Source organism: Paenibacillus sp. FSL K6-1330, assembly GCF_037976825.1.
Taxonomy (GTDB): domain Bacteria; phylum Bacillota; class Bacilli; order Paenibacillales; family Paenibacillaceae; genus Paenibacillus_AQ.
In genome coordinates, this window is sequence record NZ_CP150269.1 from 917572 (window position 1) to 940926 (window position 23355).

At 51.5% G+C, this 23355-nt stretch carries 21 protein-coding genes; 15 read left to right on the forward strand and 6 right to left on the reverse strand.

Features of this window, described 5'->3' with window-relative positions; all coding sequences use genetic code 11:
• The first annotated feature begins 35 nt into the window (after positions 1-35).
• The 3 genes from cydD to NYE54_RS04045 all read left to right on the forward strand — a co-directional run bounded on the left by cydD (position 36) and on the right by NYE54_RS04045 (position 4291).
• Positions 36-1856, forward strand: a complete 1821-nt coding sequence (gene cydD / locus NYE54_RS04035) for a thiol reductant ABC exporter subunit CydD (protein ID WP_339270206.1) — start codon at positions 36-38, stop codon at positions 1854-1856.
• Positions 1853-3577 (forward strand): thiol reductant ABC exporter subunit CydC, encoded by a 1725-nt coding sequence (gene cydC, locus NYE54_RS04040; RefSeq protein ID WP_339270208.1) that lies wholly within the window; start codon positions 1853-1855, stop codon positions 3575-3577. The genes cydD and cydC overlap by 4 nt, the downstream gene beginning before the upstream one ends.
• 306 nt (positions 3578-3883) lie before the next feature.
• The gene (locus NYE54_RS04045) at positions 3884-4291 is read left to right on the forward strand and encodes a FixH family protein (RefSeq protein WP_339270210.1); all 408 of its coding nucleotides are present in this window, start codon (positions 3884-3886) and stop codon (positions 4289-4291) included.
• Positions 4292-4391: 100 nt separating this feature from the next.
• On the opposite strand, the gene NYE54_RS04050 is transcribed toward NYE54_RS04045, so the two are convergent.
• Positions 4392-5288, reverse strand: a complete 897-nt coding sequence (locus NYE54_RS04050) for a LysR family transcriptional regulator (protein ID WP_339270212.1) — start codon at positions 5286-5288, stop codon at positions 4392-4394.
• A 105-nt stretch (positions 5289-5393) separates the two neighbouring features.
• On the opposite strand from NYE54_RS04050, the gene NYE54_RS04055 reads away from it, so the two are divergent.
• Both NYE54_RS04055 and NYE54_RS04060 read left to right on the forward strand, forming a co-directional pair.
• Entirely contained in the window at positions 5394-6035 is a 642-nt protein-coding gene (locus NYE54_RS04055; protein WP_339270214.1) for a histidine phosphatase family protein, read from the forward strand.
• Between the two features lie 11 nt (positions 6036-6046).
• The gene (locus NYE54_RS04060) at positions 6047-6439 is read left to right on the forward strand and encodes a hypothetical protein (RefSeq protein ID WP_339270216.1); all 393 of its coding nucleotides are present in this window, start codon (positions 6047-6049) and stop codon (positions 6437-6439) included.
• On the opposite strand, the gene NYE54_RS04065 is transcribed toward NYE54_RS04060, so the two are convergent.
• Positions 6428-7195 carry a sulfite exporter TauE/SafE family protein gene (locus NYE54_RS04065; RefSeq protein ID WP_339270218.1) on the reverse strand — a complete coding sequence of 256 codons (768 nt, stop codon included), beginning with the start codon at positions 7193-7195 and terminating at the stop codon, positions 6428-6430. The genes NYE54_RS04060 and NYE54_RS04065 overlap by 12 nt on opposite strands.
• Positions 7195-8670, reverse strand: coding sequence for a carboxylesterase family protein (locus NYE54_RS04070; protein WP_339270219.1), 1476 nt, complete (start codon positions 8668-8670; stop codon positions 7195-7197). Before NYE54_RS04070 ends, NYE54_RS04065 begins: the two co-directional genes overlap by 1 nt.
• 125 nt (positions 8671-8795) lie before the next feature.
• On the opposite strand from NYE54_RS04070, the gene NYE54_RS04075 reads away from it, so the two are divergent.
• The 4 genes from NYE54_RS04075 (at position 8796) to NYE54_RS04090 (ending at position 12300) form a co-directional block, all read left to right on the forward strand.
• A complete protein-coding gene (locus tag NYE54_RS04075) occupies positions 8796-9704 on the forward strand; it encodes a LysR family transcriptional regulator (RefSeq protein ID WP_339270221.1) in 909 nt (302 codons plus the stop codon).
• Positions 9705-9767: 63 nt separating this feature from the next.
• A complete protein-coding gene (locus NYE54_RS04080; protein WP_339270223.1) occupies positions 9768-10646 on the forward strand; it encodes an AraC family transcriptional regulator in 879 nt (292 codons plus the stop codon).
• Between the two features lie 78 nt (positions 10647-10724).
• On the forward strand, positions 10725-11471 hold the full coding sequence (locus NYE54_RS04085; protein ID WP_339270225.1) for a phytanoyl-CoA dioxygenase family protein: 747 nt from the start codon (positions 10725-10727) through the stop codon (positions 11469-11471).
• A 28-nt stretch (positions 11472-11499) separates the two neighbouring features.
• A complete protein-coding gene (locus tag NYE54_RS04090) occupies positions 11500-12300 on the forward strand; it encodes a TIM barrel protein (protein ID WP_339270226.1) in 801 nt (266 codons plus the stop codon).
• A 109-nt stretch (positions 12301-12409) separates the two neighbouring features.
• Here NYE54_RS04090 and NYE54_RS04095 read toward each other — a convergent pair whose 3' ends face one another.
• From NYE54_RS04095 to NYE54_RS04105, 3 genes are read right to left on the reverse strand one after another with little or no spacing between them, the layout of a single operon-like run.
• Positions 12410-12940 (reverse strand): chromate transporter, encoded by a 531-nt coding sequence (locus NYE54_RS04095; RefSeq protein ID WP_339270227.1) that lies wholly within the window; start codon positions 12938-12940, stop codon positions 12410-12412.
• A 26-nt stretch (positions 12941-12966) separates the two neighbouring features.
• Positions 12967-13614: a chromate transporter gene (locus NYE54_RS04100; RefSeq protein ID WP_339270229.1), complete on the reverse strand. Its 648-nt coding sequence runs from the start codon at positions 13612-13614 to the stop codon at positions 12967-12969.
• The gene (locus NYE54_RS04105; protein ID WP_339270231.1) at positions 13614-15152 is read right to left on the reverse strand and encodes a sulfatase-like hydrolase/transferase; all 1539 of its coding nucleotides are present in this window, start codon (positions 15150-15152) and stop codon (positions 13614-13616) included. Before NYE54_RS04105 ends, NYE54_RS04100 begins: the two co-directional genes overlap by 1 nt.
• Positions 15153-15275: 123 nt before the next feature.
• Here NYE54_RS04105 and NYE54_RS04110 point away from each other — a divergent pair, with 123 nt between their 5' ends.
• From NYE54_RS04110 to NYE54_RS04135, 6 genes are all read left to right on the forward strand, one after another.
• On the forward strand, positions 15276-16130 hold the full coding sequence (locus tag NYE54_RS04110) for an AraC family transcriptional regulator (protein ID WP_339273389.1): 855 nt from the start codon (positions 15276-15278) through the stop codon (positions 16128-16130).
• A gap of 73 nt (positions 16131-16203) precedes the next feature.
• Positions 16204-18003 carry a histidine kinase gene (locus NYE54_RS04115; protein ID WP_339270233.1) on the forward strand — a complete coding sequence of 600 codons (1800 nt, stop codon included), beginning with the start codon at positions 16204-16206 and terminating at the stop codon, positions 18001-18003.
• Positions 18004-18007: 4 nt separating this feature from the next.
• Positions 18008-19651: a response regulator gene (locus NYE54_RS04120; RefSeq protein WP_339270234.1), complete on the forward strand. Its 1644-nt coding sequence runs from the start codon at positions 18008-18010 to the stop codon at positions 19649-19651.
• A 196-nt stretch (positions 19652-19847) separates the two neighbouring features.
• On the forward strand, positions 19848-21419 hold the full coding sequence (locus tag NYE54_RS04125) for an extracellular solute-binding protein (protein WP_339270235.1): 1572 nt from the start codon (positions 19848-19850) through the stop codon (positions 21417-21419).
• A gap of 33 nt (positions 21420-21452) precedes the next feature.
• Positions 21453-22415, forward strand: coding sequence for an ABC transporter permease subunit (locus NYE54_RS04130; protein ID WP_339270237.1), 963 nt, complete (start codon positions 21453-21455; stop codon positions 22413-22415).
• 15 nt (positions 22416-22430) lie between these two features.
• Positions 22431-23324 carry a carbohydrate ABC transporter permease gene (locus NYE54_RS04135; RefSeq protein WP_339270239.1) on the forward strand — a complete coding sequence of 298 codons (894 nt, stop codon included), beginning with the start codon at positions 22431-22433 and terminating at the stop codon, positions 23322-23324.
• Positions 23325-23355: the final 31 nt, after the last annotated feature.

A 23355-nucleotide genomic window follows, 5' to 3' on the forward strand; every position in this document is an offset into this window, starting at 1 on the left:
CCTTGCAGTGGTTTGGTATAAAGGAGGGGAGTTACTTGAAGGGGAAAACCAGTCTGCTGTCTCAGCAAATGTCCGCACAAAGGAAACGTATTATTCTCTTGGGGATTATGTCGCTTGCGCTCGGTGCAGCCATGACAGGCCAGGCCGCGCTGCTCGCCGAAGCGGTCCAGAGGATTTTTGTGCAGCGGGCTTCCTTTTCGTCGGTTGTTGTCATACTTGGCTCATTGCTGGCTGTGATGGCTGCGCGGACGCTGCTGTCTTATGGAAACGGGATCATTGGCTTGCACATGGCCGCAAGCGCCAAGACGGAGATGCGAGCAGCGGTGCTGCGTAAGCTGGCCCATGCTTCCGTAGCTTCAACGCTTCGTGGACAAACGGGCGGAAAGGTCAGTGTGGCGCTGGATGCGGTGGATGAGGCGGACAGTTATTTCAGCCAGTATATGCCGCGTATGATAGAAGCCGCCATCATTCCCGTCCTGATTCTGGTCATTGTTTTTACTAAGCATATGAATTCCGGCTTGATTATGCTGGTTACCGCCCCCTTTATCCCGATTTTTATGGTGCTTGTGGGGCTGAAAACGAAGAACAAATCGGAGGAGAAATTCGCACAGCTGGCCGAGTTTTCCGGTACGTTTCTCGACTCTCTTCAAGGGCTGGTTTCGCTCAAGCTGTTTGGTCGGACAGATCATCAGCAACAGGAAATTGAACGCAGCAGCCTGGGCTATCGGGATGCAACGATGGGCATTTTACGGATTGCGTTTACCAACACCTTCATGCTGGAATCCATCGTTATGCTTAGCATTGGCGTTGTGGCGCTTGAGCTGGCGCTGCAGCTGCTGGTTTTCAAATCGCTTTCCTTCCACGCTGCCTTTTTGATCCTGCTGCTGGTGCCCGAGTTTTATAGCCTGCTAAAAAACACGGGAACTGCTTTTCATAGCGGTCGTACCAGCATGGGGGCTGTCCGAAAAGTAGAGGAGATGCTCACTGAAACAAGGGAAGCAGGAGCAGTGACAGATGGGCAAGAGGGCACCGGGAAAAAGGACAGAACAAACTGGGGTGATCAGATGGATACGGCGGATAAGCCTGAGACAGCCGACTTGGGTTTGATTCGGATGCCGCCATCCATCGAACTGAGGGATGTCCGGTTTCGGTATGCGCCGGATTCGTTCGAGCTTGCAGCCGGCTCCATGTCGTTTGGACCAGGGGAGCAAATCGCCATTGTCGGTAAAAGCGGATCCGGTAAAACCACTTTGCTGCATGTGATTGCCGGGCTGCTTGGGCCGACGTCGGGAGAAGTGCTGGTGAACGGACGTCCGCTTGCGGGGTACGATGAGGCTCACTGGTTTGATCATGTTAGCTACATTACCCAGCATCCGTATATTTTTGCCGGCACGTTTGCCGACAATATTGCGATTGGTGCGGGCAGGGACGCCTCCAGGGGCGAAGTCGTGCAGGCGGCGGAGGCCGCCGGACTAGCTGCGGTTGCAGCCGAGTTGGAACAGGGCTATGACACCTTTGTCGGCGAAGGGGGCCGGGGGTTGTCGGGCGGCGAGAAGCAGAGGCTAGCGCTGGCGCGTGCTTTTTTGAAGCGGCCTGCCGTTATTTTGTTTGATGAACCCACCGTCGGATTAGACTTGCACACCGAACGCGTCTTACAGCGGTCCATTGCCGAGCTTGCAAGCAAGGCGACCATGATTACCGTGGCGCACCGCTTGTACACGATACGGCATGCCGACCGAATATTGTTTATGGACAACGGAGTGCTGCTGGACAGCGGGCGCCATGATGAGCTTCTAGCGCGTCTGCCCCAATATGCTGAAATGGTGGATGTCCAGCGGAAAGGGGGATTCGCATGAATGAGCTGGCTATTTTAACCAAGGCGATGATTCAGGAACGGAAGGATATTGCCATCGCCATCATTGGAGGATTCGTTGCCGGCATCGCAGGTGTATGCCTCTTCGCCGCAAGCGGGTATCTGATCTCCCAGACTGTATTTGCCCCGCCGCTCTATACCTTGATTGTGCTGACGTCCCTGGTAAAAATACTTGGTCTGCTGCGGGCGGCAAGCCGCTATGCGGAACGCTTGTATTCCCATCGGGCGACATTCTCTCTGCTCAGCCGTTTGCGTACATCCTTTTTTGCCAAGCTTGTTCCTTTGACGCCAGGGATATTGGGCAAAAAACGGAGCGGAGAACTGCTCGCACGGATCGTTGGGGATGTAGAGAGCTTACAACATTACTTTCTGCGTGTCGCCTATCCGCCTGTCATTGTTGTCATGGTCTTTCTGGCTACGGTTTTGTTTACTTCCGCCTTTTCATTCTGGATTGCCTGTTTGTTTGTGCTGGGGATGCTGGCAACGGCTTTTGTGGTTCCTGCACTTGTTCTTCTTGGACAGAGAAGGATATATGGTCGCGTTCGCCAAGAGCGAGCGGCGCTTTCCACAGAAGTGACCGAACTGCTTTACGGCTTCCGCGATTTGAAAGTATACGGGCAAATGAACAAGCGCGAGCAGCAGCTGCAGCGTACCTCCGCCGCATTGGCAGCGGAACAGCAAGCGGCAGCCCGGCATTTGCTGCGCGGGCAATCACTGCATGTTTTTGTAACGTATCTGATTTCGTGGGGCGTACTGATTCTTGGCGCCTTTTTGATTATGGACGGCTCGCTTGCCGGCGTGTTTCTCGCCATGCTGGTCATGGCTTCGCTTACGGTGTTTGAAGAAGCTGCGCCAATGGCCACACTGCCCGCTTATAAGCTGGATAGCGAACATGCGGCTAAGCGGCTTGCGGAAACGGTTCTTGCCGCAGATAGGCAGCCGCCGCAGCCAAGCGGTGTCCTTTCCGTCGAGAAAGCCGTTTCCATTGAGCTAAGCGGTGTTTCATTTCAATATGAAGATGAATGGCGTCCAGCGCTGAAGGACATTTCCCTCTATCTTCCGCCGGGGTCTAAAACCGCTATTGTCGGTCCGAGTGGATCAGGGAAAACAACCCTCATCGAATTGCTGCTCAAGCTGCGCACACCGACAGACGGCCAGATTCGTTTAAATGATACTTCGATTAAGGAACTGGATGAAGCGAGCATTTGGCAAGCCTCAAAGGTAGTGCTGCAGCACAGTCATTTCTTTCGGGGCACCGTTCGGGACAACCTGCTGTTGAATGAGGAACATCATTCCGATCAGGTGTTGTCGGTTATGCTGGATAAAGTACAGCTGCCGAATAAGTCCCTGGACGATATGGTATATGAAAAAGGGGAGAACTTGTCGGATGGAGAGAAGCAGCGCTTAGCCTTGGCCCGGGCGATGCTCCGAGAAGGACGGTTATGGCTTCTGGACGAACCGACGTCTTCACTGGATTACGTTACGGAGCAGCGTGTTTTTCGGCATCTGTTGGCGCAAGCGGTTAACGACACGCTTCTTCTGATTTGTCATCGGCTGACCGGCTTGGAAGAGATGGACCAGATTCTGGTGATGGACCAAGGCAGAGTCATCGAAGCGGGCACGTATTTAGAGCTGATGGAGCAACAGGGATATTTTTATGAAATGAAACAAATTGAGCTGCAAATGATCGGCGAAGATGGGTAGAACGAGTGTGTTAGCATGAACTGTTGTGGAGCACGCCTACTTATAGTTTCGATTTAGAAAACCTTTATGTTTAGCGTTTGATATAATACAAATTAGCTTTTGAAATATAATCGGAAGTACAAAAAGAAGTCGATTAATCGGGCTTCTTTTTTTTTGTTACTGATGCAATTGAAAGCTTCCTTCCATTACCATATATACTTATTATTTATATATCGGACATATAATATATTATTTCTTAATGACTTGTCTCTGTATACTTAGGATGCACCACGAGACTGGACTATACGAGAAATGGAGATGATTCGTGTGAGAAAAAGTGTGCTGCCCTTGATTGCAATTGTATGTTTATTGATCTCTGCCGCCTGTTCCGGCGTTGGCGGGGGAGAAGCCAAAGAATCGGAAAAGCTGCAAGTTGAAGTGAATCCTGTTCAAGACGTCCTCGTATCCGGCCGCGCCATTCTCATAGATGCCCATATAACGAAGGGAAGCGATCCAATCGTCGATACCGCGCAAGTTGAATTCGAAATATGGAAAAAAGACAGCGCCGAACATGATATGATCACTGCCATTCCAGACCAGGATGGGAATTACCGGATTAAAACGCTGTTCTCTGAAGGCGGGGAGTATTTCGTCAAAGTCCACGTGGAAAATGGAGGGGCGTCGGTAACGACGAGTGAAAAGAAACTGGTCGTTCAAAACGATGAGATGAGCTAAGAATCACTGCTTATTAATGGATAGTACCATTTGGAGGAAGCCGGAAAAAACGGCTTCCTTTTTTAATCGATAGACGACCATTGACCATTTCAGCGTGGATCTAGCCTTTTTTTGCGATCGAAATAAAATCGCGGATGAATCCCTCCAGATCATCTTTATCATGAGAGCAGAGCACGATTTTGTTGGTAAAACGGACGCCAATGACATCCACTTTAGCTAATTCTCCCCGTTTGATGAATGGACTGGCCACAAGAGAGGATACAAAACTGACGCCATATCCGGCGACCACAGCCTGGATGGTTTCATTAAGGCCGTTAAATTGCAGTTCGATCTTTGGTGGGCTGACATCTTGAACGCTGCACAGCTCAAGGAGCCTCTTTCGGGTCGTGCTGCCTTCCTCCCGCATAATAAATGGCTCTTTCACCATGTCTTCCATGGAAATTTGCCTGTTGGCATACTTATGATTTGGCGCAACCACAAATTTGAATTCGTCTTGATATAATTCCAGGCAATGGAGGGAATGGTCATTCTGATTTGTAATTTCGCTATTTCCAAAGATGGCGATATCCGCCTCGTAATTCGTCAATCTTTCAAGTGCAACTTGTGAATTCACCGTCGTAATTTCCACTTCCACTTTCGGATACCTTTGCTTGAATAAGGAAGCCCACTTGGGGATCAGAACGCTGGTCGCCAGGTAATTTCCGGAGAGCCGAAGTTTTCCCTGCGGATGTTTATGATAGTCTTTAATCATGGTTTCGATTTGCTCTTCGAGAAGAAACAGCTTTTCGGTGGGTTTAAACAGCTTTTGGCCAAAAGAGGTCAAAACCAGGTTTCTTCCTTTTTTCTCAAATAAAATGACGTTGTACTGTTTTTCAAAATTCCGAATTTGGGCAGAGATGGCAGGCTGGCTGATATTCAGCCTCTTGGAGGCCTCGGTAACGCTTCCGGCAAGAGCAACGTTATAGAACAGCATCAATGCATGCAGATTGAGAGACAATCCAATCACCTTCTATACATTTTGTTGATACATAATATAAAACATATATTTTTATTTTATACATTACGGACGTATACTTCAATTACCAACAAAGGAGGGAGCAACATGACGACCACCACCATTTATTTCGTAAGACACGGCCAGACCCAGTGGAACGTGGAAGAGAAGATGCAGGGGCATATGGACTCACCGTTAACATCTGAAGGCAGACGGCAGGCTGCACGGTTGCGTGACCGGTTACAGACGGTTACGTTTGATGCGATTTTTTCGAGTCCCAGTCCGAGAGCGTTGACAACGGCCCAGATGATTTGCGGAAGCACATCGGAAAGTATCAGTATATTAGATGAACTGAAGGAAATTCACATGGGGCTGTGGGAAGGACAAGACGTACCAACAATACAGAATGAGCATACCGCTGAGTTTGATCATTTTTTGCATAAGCCTCATTTATACCGTCCAACAGGACAGGGAGAGACCTATCCCGAGCTGCTGGATCGGGCGGTAATCGCTGTGGAAAGAATCCTGCTAAGCTGCCCAGGAGGAACCGTTCTGATCGTAACCCACCGCATGACCTTAAAAACGTTAATGAACCATTATTCCGGAATGCAGTTGAGCGACATGGGGAATTTGCCGGATATTCCTTCAGCGAGCTTAAGCAAAATTGTATTTCATGATTCTCATCCATTCATCGAGTTGTACGGAGACACCTCTCATTACGAGGAAAGCGCAGAAGTGTTACCGGAATAAGGGGAGGATGCATGAACACGAAGAAAAGGAAAAATCTCTTGGCTTACACGATGGCCTTCGCCATGATTATCCTGATGGCCGCGGCTTCGGAACTTAGTCATAATCATGAGTTCATCCTGCCCGAAATCGCAGCCATGGTGATCGCCATGTGGGTCTACCGGGATCCGAATTGGCTCAGGCATCCGCTTCAGATTTTCCTTGCTCCCACACTCACATCCGTGATCGGTTTTACCGTCAATCATCTTCCTGCTGCTTATCTCTGTAAAGTGGGTATCGATTTCATCTTGATTATGGCCTGTTTGCGTTTGATCCAATCCAACTTCGCTCCGTCCCGGTGCGGGAAATCCGCGCGCCGGGTTCTGTGGGGGTTCGGGCCACCAGTTGGGTGGTCCTTACAGCAATAGAATGGCAGCACCAATCATTGGGGTGAGGACCATGCAGGTTTTCAGCCAGACAACGGGTACCCGCTTCGTAAACTTTGCCCCCACATACGAGCCGGACATCGTACCGATCACAACAGCGACGAGCAGTTGAACATCCAGGTACCCGATCGAGAAGTACCCGGCTCCTCCAGCCAGTGCGATTGGCATAATGACCAGCATGGTCGTGCCTGCGGCAAAACGCATCGACATGCCGAGGATCAGCATAAGCCCTAACTGGATGAAAGGGGTGGAGCCGATTCCGAACAGCCCCGATAAGGCGCCGGTTATGAGTCCGATGAGCAGCGCCTGCAGCCAGTATCGGAAGCCATGGATGACGGGTGGCACCGAGTCCCCGGAAGCCTTCGACCGACGTGAGACGTACAGCATCCTGAACCATAAGGCTAGTCCAGAGGCGAACAACATGCCGGATGTCATGAAGCCCAGCTTATCCTCGGGAATCAGCGAGGACCAGCCCGAGCTGATCCATGCCCCTGCCGCACCGGCCAAGCCGACGATGGCCCCCGTCTTCAGTGTCATGTTCCCTTCCCGGTAATGGCTGACAGAACCGGAAAGTGACGAGAAGAACATCGCCGCGAGTGCGGTACCCAGCGCGGTATGAATGGGATAACCGAATACGACGGTCAGGATGGATATAATGAAACCTGAGCCGCCTGCACCTACAAAACCGAGAAGGAGTCCGAGCAGCACCATAACGAGGGCAATATCGACCAACTGCATCAGACTATCCTCCAAACCTGATGAGGAACGCCGATCCCAGCCGGAACCGGCAGGTCATAGCGAACGCAGCAGTTTTGGTCCAGTACCATGGTGGGGTGCCCGCTCCCATAGACGGTCCAAACCGGCAGCGCACGGATATTTGGGTCTCCGCTCTGTATGAATGCAACCCATGCTTCCCGCATGGCGCGTGCCAGCGCATAGCTCTCGGCTGCTACAGCATACGGATCCTCATTGGTGGGCATTTCGGACATAGGATTGCGGGTTACCACCGCATGGATGAGACTGCCTTCATAACCGTGTATCGCGCCTAGCGAGCCGCCGCCTTGGAGCCGATACATCCATACCGATGTTCCGGACGATGCCGCGGCTTCTGCGAACTGCATCGCTCCAATCGTATAGAGATGTTCGGTCAATGCTTTGCTCCACGCTTCACCCGATGCCATCGATTGCTCATAACGAGCATAAGCATTCCACGCCACAGCGGCATTCCCTCCGAAGAATCGTTCGAGCGTCTCGAAAGCCGGAGACTGAAGCACGGGATCGTTATGGATAAAAATAGCCGCTTCATTCTCATTCGTGCCGATCAGCAGCGGTGGAAGGTCGGCGTTCCCGGTTAGACTCGCCAGCGGATCCAACGGAATGACATGGCCGTCGGCAACCGGGCCGAACATATGCAGACTGCGCGAGGTGTCGGAGCCGATCGCCGACTGCGCTTCGATGATTCTCTCCGCAGGCAGTTCAAGCAGCTGATGCGCCTGCGCTTGCGATAACCCCAGCTCTTCAAGCAGCCGGTGAGTCGTGACATTGGCGGTTTGGCAATCCCGTATCGACTGCGTTGCGCCGCTTTGGGCAATGGCCCGGTGAAATAAGCCCTGTGCCGCTTCCATCACGTAGAGGGTGGCGGTACACTTGGCCCCGGCAGAGTTGCCAATGACGGTTACGCGTGACGGGTCGCCGCCGAAAGCAGCAATATTAAGCTGGACCCATTGGAGGGCAGCAGCGATATCCAGCATTCCATTGTTACCGGAGGTTTCATACTTTTTGCCCAGCACTCCTCCCAAATATAAGAAACCTAGCGCACCAAGCCGATAATTGATCGATACGTAGACGATTCCATCCTCTGCTGCATATCGTGATCCATCACACTCCGCTCCGTTGCCCGATACGAAACCGCCGCCATGGATATAGACCATGACTGGCTTTAGCTTATCGCTTGCACCTGAAGTCCACACGTTCAAGTTTAGGCAGTCTTCGGACTGCACAAGCTCCGGCATGCAGCCTTGCGGATTATGCTTCTGCGGTGCGATGGGTCCGAATTGATTGCACTGCCTCACGCCCGGCCAGGAGAGCGGAGGTGCCGGAGGCTTGAATCTTCGCTTACCGATTGGCGGGGCTGCATAAGGGATGCCCCGGAATACATACGAACCTTTTAATCTTTCGCCTGCAACTTTTCCTGATAATATCTGTACGATCAAGTTGATTGTCCCCTATCCTTACGATTTGAGACTATTATATCTTGTATATTTCATGAACCCTAATATATATTGAATTATATTAATAATAACTTACAGGTTATGTATTGTGGAAAGTGGGGATCGGAATGGAACTGTTGCAATTAAAGTATTTTCAGACTGCCGCCCGCATGCAGCACATGACAAAAGCAGCCCATAGCCTACATATCTCTCAGCCGGCACTTAGCAAAATGATCGCGTCGCTTGAAGCCGAGCTGGGAACCAAGCTGTTCAAACGGGAGCGTAAAACGATACGGCTGAACGAGCACGGCAAGCTGTTTCTGCATCAAGTGGATATCGCGCTGCAAGCGCTGGAGGATGGAAAGCTGCAGCTGCAGGATGCTAATGGCAGCGTCCCCGCCGCCATCACGCTTGATGTTCGCGTCTCCTCGCATTTACTGCCGGATCTATTGGCTGATTTCCGCAAAGAATGGCCGAATGCAGAGTTTCAATTACAGCAGCATGTTTCGTCATTCGAAGGTATGCCGAGCTTCGATTTGTGCCTATCCGATGGCGCAACACCACCAAAGGGAACAGCGTCGGTCTGCTTGCTCGAAGAGGATATCGTGGTTGCCGTTCCCGCCGGGCACCCGCTCGCGGATCGGAACCATGTCAGCTTGCAGGAGCTTAAGGAAGAGAGTTTCATTACCCTGCCTCCGGGAAAATCGTTGCGTGAAACAACCGATGCCTTTTGCCGCCTTGCCGGATTTATCCCCCATATCCGATTTGAGAGCGACGATCCCGCCACCGTCAGAGGATTAATTCGAGCCGGTCAGGGTGTTGCCTTCCTGCCAGCCGTTACATGGGGCGGATCAACCGGACCGGATGTCGTCCAACTGCGGCTCGAAGAAAGCTGGTGCAAACGCTCAATCTCCTTGTCTTGGCCCGAGGACCGATACCTCATGCATACTGCGGTACTGTTCAGGGATTTCATCATTCGATACTTCGCAAGGCTGGCCGAATCGCACCGGCAGGACATCGCTCGAAGAGGATTCTAGCCTGTTTTTCTTATCCGTGTTGGAATTATTGTAAAAATCAAAAGCGAGAAGGAGGCGTCTTAAGTGGCAACCAAGCAGCCTCCCAGGCTAACCAATGAGGATTACCAATTGCAGCCCCACGCGCCTGTTCAGGTGTTCCACGGCATTCATCCGGGGACGATTCCGCTGCATTGGCATGAATTTTACGAGCTGAGTTATGTGGTTTCCGGAAAAGGCGAGCATAGGCTCAACGGTTCCTCGTATCCGTTGTCTTCCGGAACCATCTTCTTGCTGACGCCAGCCGATTTTCATGAGCTGGTTTCCTTGGAAGAGGAACCACTTGAAATTTATAATGTCATTTTCACCGAGGCTATGATGGATGATAACGTCTACCATTGGTTATTCGGCGGGAAACTTCTGCTGCAAGCACAGCTTGAGGAGAAGCGGCTCCCGGGGGTATTCGCCGACTATGAACGGATGAGGGAGGAGAACGGAGCCTGGCGGGAAGGCAGCGAGATCGTGATCCGGGCTACGCTTCAGCGGCTGTTGGTGGATCTGTATCGTGGCAGCGCCGCAAATCGCATCCAGCCCACGAACGGGACGCGAGATCGGCAGCTCAACTTAAACCTGCAAAAGGCTCTGATCTACATTCATCACCATTTCCGTGAGGATTTGAGATTGGAGGATGCAGCTGGCCAGGCCCAATACTCGGCTACTTATTTCAGCGAGTGTTTCTCGAAATCCGTGGGGCAATCTTTTCAACGTTATCTGCAAAATGTCAGAATGCAATTCGCTGAATCGCTGCTTCAGGCATCCGCGCTGCCTGTTACCGAAATTTGTTACGTCTCCGGCTTTAATACATTGGGGCATTTTGAAAGGGTGTTTCGTCAGCGAAAAGGAATGTCCCCCCGACAGTACCGCAACAAGGCAGAGAAAACCGAAGATATGCAGCATTTATCCTAACGAATGCGCAGTATGGCTCTGACCGTCCGGGATATAATGACCACAGTTAACGAAATCCCTACTTGACTGGAGGTTACGATGATGACAACGCAAGCCCTTTCGAAGCAAGAAGTTGAGTTTTATAAGGAAAATGGGTACTACTTGTACAAGAAACCGCTCTTTAGTGCCGAAAAAATGCAGGTTCTGACATCGATCTTTGAAGAGCAGCTGGAGGAGAAGGGCAGCAAATTATCCGACGAGCTGGATACGCCGCATTTCCGTGAAGAAAGGCTGCTCGACTTTCTATTATCCGATGAGGTACTGGATCTGGTTGAACCGATCATCGGCCCGAACATCGGGTTGTGGTCCAGCCACTTTATCTGTAAAGATCCGCATGTCGGACGTGCTACGCCATGGCATGAGGATTCGGCTTACTGGAACGGCAGATTAAGCAGCTTCGACAAAATTATCACCGTATGGTTGGCGATCGACCGCAGTTGGAAGGAAAACGGATGCATGCGGGTCATTCCAGGTACGCACCGCAACGGTTTCTCGGATTATGAGGAAGTGGACCGGGCGAGCAATTTGTTTGACACCCAAATTAAGAGCGGTTCCGTCGATGAGTCTCAAGCGGTTTACTTCGAGTTGGAAGCGGGAGAATGCTCGCTTCACGATTCGCGCATCATTCATGGCGCAGCCCCAAATACTAGCCCGTACCGTCGCTGCGGCTACACCATGCGGTATTTCTCGACGGAAGCGCTTGTCTATCCGGATAAGAACCCCGGCTTTAAGGTGTGGCTGGCCCGCGGAAAGAACATAGCCGGAACGAAATTCGTCAACGAATAACCTGAAGGGGAAAAGGAGAATTCGCGAATTGAATATTCAGCTGTATAAAGCCCTATGGGGCATGGAAGGAAGCTACAGGGACCAATTGACGCGGGCTGCACAAGCCGGTTACGCGGGGATTGAAGCCCCGCTGCCTCCTCGGGATCTGGAACGCGAATTCAAAGACCTGCTTGCCGAACTGCAGCTTCACTATATTGCACAGGTGATCACTGCCGTTCCCCATCAAGAAACCTTCGCTGAGCAGGTTCGCCGGGCAACCGATTTCGATCCGAAGCTGATTGTATCCCATAGTGCCCGCGACGGCATGAAGATAGAGGACCAGTTGCGTTTTTTCGAAGCTGCGTTGAAGATCGAGCAAGGGGTCGGCATTACCATCGGACACGAAACCCACCGATCGCGGGCGATGTTCACGCCATGGACGACGCGCACCCTGCTTGAGGAGTTCCCCGAGCTGAGCATTACAGCTGACTTCAGCCATTGGTGCTGTGTGACGGAGACCATGTTGGAGGACTATGCGGAAGACATGGAGGTCGCTATTCGCCGCGCCGTTCATATTCACGCCCGCGTAGGTTACGCTCAGGGCCCGCAGGTTCCCCATCCCGGAGCGCCTGAATATAGGCGGGAACTGGCCGCATTTGAAACGTGGTGGAATCGAATTGTCCAATACCGGAAAGAGCAAGGGTTCAGCTATACCAGTATGACGCCTGAATTCGGGCCTGCCAATTCCGGTTACATGCATACGCTGCCCTTCACAGGAGCTCCTGTTACTGATCTATGGGAAGTAAACGAGTGGATGGCCAAGAGGATTTCGGAACGGATGACACCATAAAAAAGGAAACCAAAACAAGCCGGACCATGAAGGTTCCGGCTTGTTATTCGTGCTTTGGAAAGGCAACCTTGTCCAATCCTTCACGTACGGCCGACAGCCATCCAACTTATTAGAATAAAACAATACCGGCAGCGCCGGCCATGAGAAGTATCAACAACGGGTGAAGTTTATACTTCAGCAAGAGAAATAAACAGGCTCCGCAAATCAGCAGCGTAGGAATGAGGCCCTGAATGAGCCCTTCACCCTCATCGGGATACCCAAAATGAATAGCTGCATATATAATGAGTCCTGTCGTTACGGGACGCAGGCCATATAAAGAAGATTGTACATATGGATTGCCCCGCATGCGATAGAAGAGGGCGGACAGCAGCACGATGACGACCAGCGACGGCAGGATGATTCCAGCGGTTGAGACGGCGGCTCCGATATAGCCGGCGGACTGATAGCCAATCAGCGTAGCGGCATTGGTGGCGATCGAACCGGGCGCCATGCCGGCCAGCGCCACGGTCTGCTGGAATTCCGCAGCAGTCAGCAGTCCTTTTTCCGATACCTCCTTCTGAATGACCGGGATTACCGCATAACCGCCGCCAAAGGACACGAGGCCTACACTTATGAACATCATGAACAAGTCCCAATACATGTTTCAATCGCCCCGATTCGTTTCGCTCAAATGTAATATTCCAGTTCCGGGCAGCTGTTGATCCCTGCCTTCTTCTCTGTATTCGCTTGAAGGCCCAGCCGTTTTTTTATCTGAATGACAACCATTCCGCATAGTAAGCTTAGCGCAATAAGATAGAGGGGGTGCACCCCTGTAAACAGCATCACGGATACGGTGGCTAGGGCGGATATCGTTGTCGTTGCATCAAAGACGGCATGTTTGGCCATCCGGTAAGCCGCGACAGCGATCAATGCAATAACGGCGCCATGCATCCCCTTTAAGGCAGCTTCAACCTTGGGTTGATCCCGAAAATACACGGCACCTACGCTGATCAGGATCACAATCAAAAACGTGGGGCATGTCACGCCAAGCACGGCCGAAACAGCCCCGGCAATGCCGGCTTGCCGGTGGCCGATCATCGCGGCCGCATTTACGCCGACTCCTCCAGGAGCGGAACCGGCAAGCGAGATAAGTTCACCGATTTCCTCCTCGTTTACCCACTTTTTCTTGCTCACCACTTCGTGCTCAATTATGGGCAGCATGGCATATCCGCCTCCGAAGGTGGAAGGCCCGATGCGAAAGAAGGTCCAAAATAGCCGGGCCAGCAGCGTTAACCGTTCTTTCAGCCTGCTAAAGTATGCGTTTTTCCTTTCCATTAGGCGTGATGAATTCTCGGCATCGGCATCGGCTCCTTACCAAGCTCGGCCCAGATGTATTTGAGCAGAAGCTCTGCCTTCAGCTGCTCGTACCCCGGTTCGTCCCATAAATTGCGCAGTTCGCCGGGATCTGCATCTAGGTCAAAGAGCTCGCCGTAGGTTTGATTGTAATAAACGGTGATTTTATAGCGCTGCTCGATGTACGTTTTTTGATGAATTGTCGAAGGCTCGTGCCGGAATTCGCAGATAGCGTGCTGCCGCGCGGCGTCCGCGTTACCGAGCCACACTTCCTTTTGGTCGATGCCCGTCATCGCTGGCGGGATCGGTATATTGCAGAAGGAGAGGAAGGTAGGGGCCAGGTCGACCAGGGATTGCATTGCAGTTGTCCTTTTTCCGGCAGGCACCCACCCTGGATATCGTGCAATGAATGGAAGCTTGATTAAATCCTCGTAATGGAACCCGCCCTTGGCTTGAAGGCCGTGCTGGCCGAAGAAATGTCCATGATCAGTGGTGAAGACAACGATTGTATCCTCGGTCAGTCCCAGTTCATCCAGTTTATCGAGAATGCTGCCGATATATTTATCCATCATGCTGATCATGCCGTAATACACAGCGACCAGCTTCTTCTTGTCGTACTCCGTTAACCTGGATTTCGAACCGTATTCGTAATAGTGATGGGAACGGTAGCCGTGAATGCCGAACCCGGTTTCAGCGAGATGTGAAAAATCCGGATCTTCTTCCTGCGTCAAGCGGAAGTGCGGCGGATTGCGGTCATGCTCACCTGGCTTCAGGGATGGGATCGTGAGTTTATCCGGATCGTACATCGAAGCCCATGGTTCCGGTACCAGGTATTCCGGGTGCGGGTCGAAGAAACTCGCCCACATAAAGAAGGGGTCATCCGCTTTCTTATATTCTTCCAAAAGAGAGTTGGTTCGATCAGCGATCCAGGTGTTGTAGTGGTATTTTTCCGGGATGGGCCAGGTGTATGTTTTGGAAGGATCCATGGTTCCCGTAGGCGGCAGGAAGTAATCCCGCCAATTGGCACATCCTTGCTCCTCGAGCCATAGGGCATAATGTTGTCCGACATGGGCCTCATTCGTATGGTTGCGGGCCAGCTCGACGTGATCGAATCCGTAAAAAGGCCCGTTAAAATTCCGCCAATACTCCAAATCCTGAAGAATCGGGTAGGCCTCCACGGATGGGTAATCTTCCGTTGATTTCAACGGCTGAAAATGCGCTTTTCCCACCAGTGCGGTCCGGTAGCCTGCGTCTTGGAAGCTTTCCCCCACAGTATGGCGGTCTTCCAGCAGCTTCGTCCCCAGGGTCCATGCTCCATGCTGGCTCGGGTACTGCCCCGTAATGATGGAGGCTCGACTCGGCGTGCAGGTGGGATTGGGGCAATACGCCCGATCGAACGTTGTCCCTTGACGCGCAAGGCGATCCAGGTTGGGCGTAGAGATTTCAGGCTGAAAGGCTCCGATTGTATTCCAATGCTGCTGATCGCTTGTGATTAGCAAAATGTTAGGTCTTCTCGACAAGTGTAATCGCCTCCTAGTATGATGATATTGAAAATAACGGGTTATAAAAATAGCGAGGTGTTATATTTTTGTTGTCATTTTGTTATTCTTGATGGAAAAATGAAGGAAGAGGAGGGAGCCATGATGCAGGAATACGAATATGAATATGCGGAATTCATCTATTATACGCCGGGATATTTGGATAAAGAGGAACAGATCTGGCCTGTCCGGGCGGGGCGAAGCATTGCCAAGCCCAATTACAGAGTCGGACCGAAGCGAATCGAGTGTTATAGCCTGCATTTTGTACATGAGGGCATGGTACGGCTAGAGTTCGATGACAAGCGAGTGGATCTGCAGAAGAATGATCTGTTCTGCCTGTTCCCGGGCCGGACCTATTATTATCACATGCTTCCCGCGGATACACCGCTTCAGATGAGCTGGTTGGCAGTGGACGGGAACAGGGTCAAGCCATTGCTTGCGCTGGCCGGCTTATTTCCGGAAAGCCCGTTCGGCAAACAGATGATATCCTCTAAGGTCAAAGAATCCTCCGAACGCGTGATTGATGCCCTGGCCGGTGTCGAGCGCTGGAAACCGGCGGTATCGCTGGAGCTGCACGGCTTGATTTATGGACTGCTCGCCGGCATGGTCCCGGATATGGCTTCCGCACAGCCGACGGAGCTAGCGGGATGGATTCACGAGTGTTTGGATTATATGGAGCTGCATGCTACCGAGGGGATTTCCGTACAACAGGTTGCCGAATTCGCGGGGGTGCATCGGTCGTACTTCTCCAATATGTTCACCCATCAGGTAGGAATGCCGCCGTTAAAATACCTTCAGCGCATACGAATGGAAAAGGCAAAACGGTTGTTACAAGAAACGGACGCAACGATTACCGAGATTGCCTTGTCTCTCGGCTATCCGAATTTGTATTCGTTCACCAGGGCTTTCAAGATCTATTATAAGGTGCCTCCCATAACCATGCGCGGAGCTAAATGCTGACCGTACGTACGGCAACACGCTTTTGTAAACGTTTACTATCGATTTCTTCTGATCTGGAAAAAGGAGACACGCCATGAAACTCTCTACGATTCAAAGGTGGATATCACCCAGACGAAGTATTCAGGGGAAAATTTTCATTGCGTTCAGTGCGGTTACGCTCGTGTCCATCGTCTCCATTACGGTCATCGTGTATATGAGCATGCGCGAGACGATCATGCAAAATGCGATCACCTCGGTTTCGGACAGCATCAGGCAGGCGGATGAATCACTGAATATGATGCTGGAAGAGATCGACCGGCTGAACACCGTCGTGGTGACCAACAAAAATACGGTGATCGACACCTTACTGAGCCCTCATGAAGAAATTAGCTATGAATGGTTTCAAGAGCAGAAACGGATCGATGAGTTTCTATCCGTGCTGATCGATTACAAGCCTTATATTTCACGGATTGCCGTGGTCGGTTTGAACGGCAAGGTGTTTTTCTCGGGTGGTCCGTGGCTGGACAAGACGGTCTTGGGGACCGGAATGATGGATTACATGCTCCAGAATGGATCACGTCATGCGTATTTCAAGCAGACCGGGGTGTCGGATGCCATCACGATCGGGCGGGAGATCCGATATAACCGGGAACCGATCGGGGTTGTCATGGTGGATTTGAATTATGATTTCATCCAAAAAACATACGGCGTGAAGCCGACCACCGATAGCATGATCTACGTGCTGGACAAGCAGGGCGGGTTTGTCTATGAGGCCGAATCGGCGCCGTCCTTTGCCCCTTCGTTCGAGAAGATCCTCAGCATCCACGGAGAACTCGCAGGGAATGGGGATGCCATCAAGCAAGCCATTGACGGCAGAGACTACATCGTTGTCAGCCGCCAATCCGGTTATACGGGATGGACTACCCTGGCTTTGATACCGATGGATTCGCTGCTTAGCGAATCGACAAAGCTCCGTAAACTGTTGGCGGAGGTATCGGTTATCGTCTTCGTCGTTGTCCTGATCGGTTCGCTGCAGGTATCTTCCCGAATCACCCTTAATATCCGGAGGTTGAAGTCATTAATGATGTTTGTGAAGGAAGGGAATCTGACGTTTCCGAGAAAAGAGATAACAAGCGAAGACGAGACCGGGCAGCTGTACCGCGTCTTTATCAGCATGGTGGAGGAATTGAAGCGACTGCTGGAAGGGATCCGGGTCAGCGAGAAGGAGAAGCGGGAGGCCGAGTTAACGGCGCTTCAGGCGCAAATTCATCCCCATTTTTTATACAACTCGCTGAACACGATCAAGTATTTGGCCAAGATGAATGGCGTGCCGAATATCGAAGAGGTGTCCGGATCGCTGATTGAGCTCATGCGCGGCGTTCTGGGCAATTCGAGTGAATTTCTGACGGTGAGGGAGGAGCTGGATTATGTTGAACGCTATATCTCGATCGTGAAGTACAGGTATATGGAGCCGATCCGAATGGTTACCCAGATCGAGGACGACGTTTTGCTGGAATGCCGGGTGCTGAAGCTGATGCTGCAGCCCCTTGTGGAGAATGCCATCATTCATGGAATCGGAGCGATGGAGCAGGAAGGGCTCGTGCTGATACGCGTATGCGATGAGGGCAGCGATCTGAGGATTGAAGTGATCGACAATGGCAAGGGCATCACGGAAGGGCAAAGGGCACACCTGCTGGGTGAGACGGGCAAGAAGGGGGAAACCTCCCGTTTTAGCGGTATGGGCGTGCGCAATGTGCATGAGCGGATCGTTCACATGTACGGCGATTCGTACGGCGTCAAGCTGTACAGTGAGCCAGGTTTATATACAAAGGCCGAGATCCGGCTGCCGAAAAAAATGGAGAGTAAGGACAAATCCCGACAAGAGGTGATATAAAGCTATGTTTCAAGTGCTGCTCGTTGATGATGAGCCGCTCGTGCGGCATGATCTGAGAACGTTATTGGACTGGAATGAGCATGGATTCGAATTATGCGGCCAAGCGCATAACGGATTGATGGCCTTGGCCATGATTGAGCAGTCTCCCCCGCATATTGCGATCATTGACGTGAATATGCCCGATATGAACGGTGTAGAGCTCAACCGGGCGATTAAAGAACGGTTTCCGTTCATTCAGACGATTATGCTCAGTAGCTTTGATGATTATGACTACGTGCGGGAGTGCCTGAAGAACGGCTCCATCGATTATCTGTTGAAGCATCGGCTGGACGGTGCAGCGCTAGTCACCTTATTAAACAAAGCGGTCCTGGAATTGCGGCAGGAAGATCGGTTGCTGGAAGTACGCATGACTCACGAGGTCGTGGCCGAAAGGCCGAGTCCCGTGCTGCTCCGTGATTATATCGTGTATCTCGTTAGCGGGAGGAAGGATGCAACCACGGAGGTGGAAGCTTTTTCACAAAAAAAGCGCCTGTACCCCCACGCCTTAAGCTATGCGGCAGCGGCTGTGCAGATTGTTCCGTTTCTGCTGCTGACGGAGTCATACAGCGACGTGCAAACGAACCGGCTGGTTCAGCAGGTGGTCGATATGATGCAGCAGAGCTTGGGTGATATTCAGGAGCGGACGGCGGCTTACGTGGAGGATGGGCGGTTTATTGTCGTGTTTGCGTTCAAGGAGCGGAGCGAACATGCCATAAAGAATGAGATAGCCGGAAGGATGAGGAAGCTTCAGCATGCGCTCGAGCTGTTCCTTAATCTAAAATGCGTGGTCTCCGTCGGACATGTATGCACCAGCTTGTCACAACTTGGCTCAAGTTATAGCTCCGCTGAGCGGATGCTCGACGCTTCCACCATGGAGCCGTCCGGAAGCCATGCGGCACCAAGGATGCCGGGCCGGGCGGGGGGACTTGCAGGCGGCAACCATCAGCGCGTATCTTTGACGATCGAGGAACACAAACAGCTGCTGCTTTCGATTGAACGACTGGACATCGAAGGTGTGCACGGTTTAATCGCCTCTGTTTTTGCTTCGATCCGTCATCTTCCGGTCCATTCGCATACGATCCAGATGATCGTCAGCGAGCTCATGCAAACCGGGGATAAGGCGTGGAAGACATGGATGCCATCTGTTGGAGCCGCGAAGGAGAAGCTTCCTTCAAGAAGCGAGCTCGGAAGAATCGGCAGTGTCGGGGAGCTGGTGCAATGGCTGCAATCCTACTATGCGGACTTGCTTGCCCTGCTGAAGCAGCATCGTGCGGCGGGACCGTATTCCCGCCATGTCACGCAGGCTGTTCATTTTATTCTGGAGAGGTATCCGGGTTATGTCACGCTGGAGCTTGCCGCGGGTGCCATCGGCCTGAACTCTTCTTATTTAAGCAGAATATTCAAGGAAGAGACGCAGCGGACGTTCTCGGAGTATCTGAATCGGGTTCGAATTGACGCAGGGCGGAAGCTGCTGGAAAGCGGCAAATACTCGATCAAGGAAATCAGCAATCAAGTGGGATTCACGACCCATAACTATTTTTTTAAAGTATTCAAGGAAATAACGGGGGTAACCCCGCAGGAGTATTTGAACCGCTTGGGAAGAGGATAGGCCAAAAACCAAGTATTCAGATCGGCAGAAGAGCCGTGCGGGGAGGCCGCCGCTCACAAACCGTAAAATATGTGGAGTAAATGGTCATATTTTTGTAATGGGCCGTCTTGAAGGGTGAATTATAATAATCACACACCAATAGTAAACGCTTACAAATGGCGCTTGGTGAATGAAGGGATATGGGGGTCGCTTATTTATGCGTAAACGCTGGGGAAGAAACGCGGTCATCACAATGATCGCTTCCAGCTTGATGCTGGCTGGATGCAGTTCCGATGGAGGTTCGAAGAAAGAGGCAACACCCAAAGGTACAGAGAATGTGGTTCATGCTACAGGGTTTCCGATTGTAGAGCAGCCCGTGGATCTCAAGATGTTCACCCGGATTGCACCCGTGAACGGTCCGTTCAAAGAGATGCCGGTATTTCAGGATTACGAGAAATTGAGCAATGTGAAGGTTGAATTCATTGAAGCGCCGACGGATGGCTTCCAGGAGAAGAAAAATCTGTTATTCGCCTCCAACGAGCTGCCTGATGCCTTGTTCCGTTCCGGCCTATCCCCGCTCGAGGCCGTTCGCTACGGATCGGCAGGGCAATTGATTCCGCTGGAAGGCCTAATCGATGAATATGCGCCGAATCTGAAAAAATTGATGGAGCAATATCCCGAAATTCGCTCGGGCATCACAACGCCGGAGGGGCATATCTATGCGATTCCGGGCATTGTAACACTGGGCGCGGCACGGACGGATAAGAAATGGATCAACCAGATGTGGCTGGAGAAGCTGAATCTGGAGGTGCCGGAGACGACGGAAGAATTGTATGAAGTGCTGTTGGCCTTCCGTGACGGGGACCCGAACGGCAACGGTAAACAGGACGAAATCCCGATGACGGCTCGGCTCGGATTGCCGGTTGTGGCCGCAATGAGCGGATCATTCGGACTGGATTCCCAGCTCGGCTATAACGTCAATATCGAGAATGACAAAGTCAGCATCTGGATGGGCAGCGACAAGAATAAAGAGATGCTCATGTACTTAAACAAGCTTTACAAGGAGAAGCTTCTGGATCCCGAGATATTCTCGCACACCGAAGCGCAATATTTGGCCAAGCAGGGGTCGGGCAATGCGGGATTCTTCTTTGACCAGACCAACAATAATTTCTTGTCGATCCAGGACCAGTATACCGGAATCGCGCCTCCGGCTGGCCCGAACGGAGATCGGATGCAAAGCCAGGCCTTGCCGATTGCGCGGGATTTTGGAGCCTTTGCCATCACGTCCATTAATAAGTACCCGGAAGTAACGATGCGCTGGATCGACTATTTCTATAGCGACGAAGGATCGACGCTTCTGAGGTTCGGCAGGGAAGGAGAGCATTATGAGCTCAAGGACGGGATTCCGTTCTATACCGAGGATTTCCTGAAGGATATTACCAATCAGGCCAAAATCACGCCTTACGCCGGGGGAGGGGCACCTCATCTCATCAGCGAGCAGGTTTCTTCTTTCATCAATCCGCCGCAGGTACAGGAGGCGCAGCAGAAGCTGGATCCGTTCATGCCGGAGGTTCGTTATGCGGCTCCAATGTTTGATGAGCAAACCGCACAGCAGGTCAACATCCTGCGAAACGATATCGACAAATATTACGAAGAGCAAAGCACGAAATTCATTGTTGGCGCGCTTAGCTTCGACAAGTGGGGAGAATTCCAATCCACACTCAAGAAGATGAAAGTAGACGAGCTGGAGAAATTGTATCAGGATGCCTATGACAAGATGCAGAAATAATGCTGCTACATCATGGATAAGGAGTGGATGCCCTTGAAGCGTGTCAAAGCCGATTCATCAATGGCTCTGCCTCGAAGCGATTCGAGGCGGGGTTCCCGTCTTTTAAGGCAAATGGCCAAGCGATATGACCTGTATCTCATGCTGCTTCTGCCAGTCATCTGGTATCTGGTCTTTCATTATGGTCCGTTGTACGGGCTGCAAATCGCGTTTAAAAACTTTAATCCGGCAAAAGGTATCCTCGGCAGCAGCTGGGAGGGCTTCGGGCATTTCGAACGCTTCTTTGATTCGTATTATTTTTGGCGGCTGCTGTGGAATACGCTGTCCATCAATTTGTTTTCCTTGTTGATCGCCTTCCCGATTCCGATCTTGCTGGCGTTGATCATCAATGAAATACGCAACAAGACTTTCAGCAAATGGCTGCAGAACATTACGTACATTCCGCATTTTATTTCGGTGGTCGTGATTGTTGGCATTCTGAACGTGTTCCTCTCGCCCAATAGCGGTCCGATCAATCTGTTGATCGAGGCCGTCGGCGGTACGCCGATTCGTTTTCTTGAGGAAGCCGGCTGGTTCAAGACCATCTTTATCGGCTCTAACATCTGGCAGAACATGGGGTGGCAGTCCATTATCTATATTGCGGCGCTGAGCGGGGTGAACCCGCAGCTCTACGAGGCGGCCAAGATGGACGGGGCGTCGAGGCTGCGGCGCATTTGGCACATCTCTTTACCGGGAATCGCGCCTGTCGTTATCATTTTGCTTATTTTGGATATCGGCCATTTCATGAACATTGGCTTTGAGAAAATATTGTTGATGCAGAACAACTTGAATCTGGAATCGAGCGACGTCATTTCCACGTTTGTCTACACGACAGGCATTTTAAAGGGAGAATACAGTTACACGGCAGCGATCGGGCTGTTTAATTCGGTCATCAATCTGATCCTGCTGCTGTTCGTAAACCGGATTGCGCGCAAGACGTCAGAGACAAGCTTATGGTAAAGGAGGGGACGCGCCATGCCCAAGCCGTCGATAGTAAAAGAAGCCGCGAATGAGCGGGTATTCGATGTCATTATATACGTGATTGCCTCGATCATTATCGTCATTGTGCTGTACCCGTTGATTTTTATTGTCAGCGCTTCGTTCAGTGATCCGACAAGGGTATTGAATGGCGAAGTTTGGCTGCTGCCGAAAAGCGTCACGCTGGATGCCTACACGAATATATTGCAAAACGAAAAGATTTGGATAGGATATCGCAACACGATCTTCTATACGATCGTCGGTACAGTGATCAATATTATCATGACGATCTTGGCGGCCTACCCGCTATCGAGGCCTGACCTTCCGGGGCGCAATGCCATCATGGTGTTTATCACGCTGACCATGTTCTTCAGCGGAGGGTTGATTCCAACGTATCTGCTGGTCAAGGATTTGGGAATGGTCGATACGATGTGGGCGCTGATTGTTCCCGGCGCCATTGCGACTTACAATCTGATTGTGATGAGGACCTATTTCCAATCGAGCATTCCCTGGGAGCTGCAGGAGGCCGCCCATATCGACGGCTGCTCCAACTGGAGGCTGCTTTTCAGTATCATTCTGCCTCTGTCCAAGCCGATCCTGGCAGTCATGGTTTTGTTTTATGCGGTAGGTCACTGGAATTCATTCTTTAATGCGCTCATCTATATTCGCAACGAGAATTTGCACCCGCTTCAACTGGTGCTGCGCGAAATTTTGCTGATCAGCCAATCCGCTTCCGTGGACGGTAGCGTTGGACTGGAGGATAAAATTTTACTTGCCGAGAGTATTAAATACGCGGTAATTATCGTCTCAAGTTTACCTGTACTGTTGATGTATCCGTTCGTGCAGCGGCATTTCGTTAAAGGCGTCATGATTGGCTCGATTAAAGGTTGATTTCCGATACCGATCGTACGGGCCAGCCTAA